Here is a 2259-nt window from a genome sequence, read left to right as displayed (position 1 = left end):
GATATATGTTGCAATCTCTTAGTTTTATATGATGAGTGAAATTGACTACTATTAAAATTTCTCAACTATATATTTATATATAATTTATATTTATCAGTATGAACATATGTCGCACCGTTGGCTCTGAAGCCTTGCCTGACGCGGCCTTGCCGCGGATTGTGATCTGGCCGATTGTTCTGTTGTATTTATTAATGCCATGAACCGCGTGGACTATAGTAAAGATGGCCGTTATTTCTCATCATTAATAACCGTGAGTGGGGGATGTGAATGAAGAAGATACTGATGCTGGTCGGAGATTATGTCGAAGATTATGAAACGATGGTGCCTTTTCAGGCTTTGCAAATGCTAGGGCATCGTGTGGATGCCGTCTGTCCGGATAAAAATCAGGGTGACTACGTTCAAACTGCCATTCACGATTTTGATGGGGCACAGACATACAGTGAAAAGCCGGGGCATCGTTTTACGTTGAATGCGAATTTTGCCGAGGCGCGGGCCGCCGATTACGACGCACTGTTGATACCCGGCGGGCGTGCTCCGGAATATCTCCGGTTGAATCCGGATGTTATTAAGCTGGTGCAAGATTTCAATACTGCCGGTAAGCCTATCGCCGCGGTTTGTCATGGGCCCCAACTGTTAGCGGCGGCGGGGGTGTTAGAAAATCGGACCTGTAGCGCCTATCCGGCCTGTGCGCCTGAAGTTCGTCTGAGCGGTGGACATTATGCCGATATTGGCATTGATCAGGCCCACGTTGATGGCAATCTGGTGACGGCACCAGCATGGCCCGCGCATCCGCAATGGTTAGCTAAATTTGTTGAAGTATTAATGAAGTAAGCGACGACGTGATGAAAAAGTCGGTATAACCTGTCTGGCTATACCGACAGTACATATTACCTCTGCATGAGTGCGAACACGCCCCAGCCAAAATATTCACGGGTGAAGGTAACGTGGTGTGCTGGTGAACTTCTCAGTTGCTCTCTGACTTCCGGGGCAAACTCATCGTCCGGATTTGCCTCCAGCCACCGGCGCATCGTCAACCATTTTGCCGCCTCATATCTGTCCCAACCTTCCTGGTCAGCCAGTACCATTTCAACCACGTCATAACCGAGCTGGTCGAAAGATGAAACGAGTTCTGGCAGAGAAAGAAAATCAGTCACTGAAGTCGCGCCGCAAGCCTTAGCGATCTCCTCCGTTGCGGGCATCTGACGCCAGTACGGTTCGCCGATGAGTAGGATCCCGCCTGGTTTGAGACTTTGTTCCAGCTGTTTGACCGTTCCGGCCACGCCTCCGGCAATCCAGGTTGCACCAACGCAGGCGGCAATATCGAATTTTTCTGCGGCGATATAACCTGTTGCATCGGCATGAATAAAACGCACGTGCTCAGTGACGTCCAATTCACCTGCCCGCAGGGTGGCTTGCTCACTGAATAACTGGCTCATATCGATACCAACACCGGAAATTCCATGATCGCGTGCCCAGGTGCACAACATCTCGCCAGAGCCGCTGCCGAGATCCAGGATGCGGATTCCTGGGGTCATGCGTAAAACCTGACCTAACGTTGCATATTTCTGTGCGGTGAATGGATTATGAATGCGATGTGCGCTTTCGCTGATTGTAAAAATCTTCGGGATATCCATCTCTCTCTCCTTAGCGATTATCCAGTTGGGCGCGAACGTTGTTTAGCCCAGTGGTATTGATGCGGTAGGGCTGACCATTGACGGATTTGATCAGTTTTTTCGTTCTGAGCTTTTTGAATACGTCGAGCGTGCAGTCGCAGAGCAGCAGCCCTTCGCGGCTATAGCATTCGACGGAAGTGACACGACCAGATGCATCGCGGACGTGAGCAATACGGCCACCTTTGGCGAGAACGTGTAAGGTACGTTGTTCCTGACGGGATAAATTCATACTGGAAAACCTGTTTAATCATCATGTGCAAAACGTGCAAACACACAGCGGTGTCCGCATTCGATTTCGGCGCATTGATAACCAGTCCGGCCTGAAAAAGGTCGGGAAGCTGATTATCAGATGATTACATTCTCCAGCATCAAAGCCTCGGGTTGAGTTGATAGGTATTTACCTGCTGAATCATACCAGCAAGAAACAGCAGGGGAAATCCCCCTGTAGACGAAATGTGATCTGTAATGGGAAAGTGTATTTTTTTATTAAATGAATTTTTAATTCTCGTTATGTGAAAAAATATTGATATATCAAAACAATTTAATATTTTACTAACGTCAATAGCACTACCGGCTGCCACCCAGC

Annotated in this window: 4 protein-coding genes; 1 reads left to right on the top strand and 3 read right to left on the bottom strand. The window is 48.4% G+C overall.

What is annotated here, in order from left to right; all coding sequences use genetic code 11:
• The first annotated feature begins 267 nt into the window (after nucleotides 1-267).
• Nucleotides 268-831 (top strand): DJ-1/PfpI family protein, encoded by a 564-nt coding sequence (locus BZK41_RS26745; RefSeq protein ID WP_079940179.1) that lies wholly within the window; start codon nucleotides 268-270, stop codon nucleotides 829-831.
• Between the two features lie 56 nt (nucleotides 832-887).
• Here the strand turns inward: BZK41_RS26745 and BZK41_RS26740 are convergent, their stop codons facing one another.
• From BZK41_RS26740 to BZK41_RS27445, 3 genes are all read right to left on the bottom strand, one after another.
• Nucleotides 888-1634 (bottom strand): class I SAM-dependent methyltransferase, encoded by a 747-nt coding sequence (locus BZK41_RS26740; RefSeq protein ID WP_079940178.1) that lies wholly within the window; start codon nucleotides 1632-1634, stop codon nucleotides 888-890.
• A gap of 10 nt (nucleotides 1635-1644) precedes the next feature.
• A complete protein-coding gene (locus BZK41_RS26735; protein WP_003021255.1) occupies nucleotides 1645-1902 on the bottom strand; it encodes a YjhX family toxin in 258 nt (85 codons plus the stop codon).
• 139 nt (nucleotides 1903-2041) lie between these two features.
• The coding region (locus BZK41_RS27445) for a hypothetical protein (protein WP_216350693.1) at nucleotides 2042-2259 on the bottom strand (218 nt) is incomplete at its 5' end.

The organism is Citrobacter sp. A316 (genome assembly GCF_002042945.1).
Lineage (GTDB): Bacteria > Pseudomonadota > Gammaproteobacteria > Enterobacterales > Enterobacteriaceae > Citrobacter > Citrobacter portucalensis.
The sequence above is the reverse complement of the archived record's forward strand: the minus strand, read 5'-3'. Positions and strand labels throughout refer to the sequence as shown.

What these genes read in the sequence shown, in the direction of transcription:
- BZK41_RS26735 (WP_003021255.1), bottom strand. Translation starts at nt 1,902, where the DNA reads ATGAATTTATCCCGTCAGGAACAACGTACCTTACACGTTCTCGCCAAA.
- BZK41_RS26740 (WP_079940178.1), bottom strand. Translation starts at nt 1,634, where the DNA reads ATGGATATCCCGAAGATTTTTACAATCAGCGAAAGCGCACATCGCATT.
- BZK41_RS26745 (WP_079940179.1), top strand. Translation starts at nt 268, where the DNA reads ATGAAGAAGATACTGATGCTGGTCGGAGATTATGTCGAAGATTATGAA.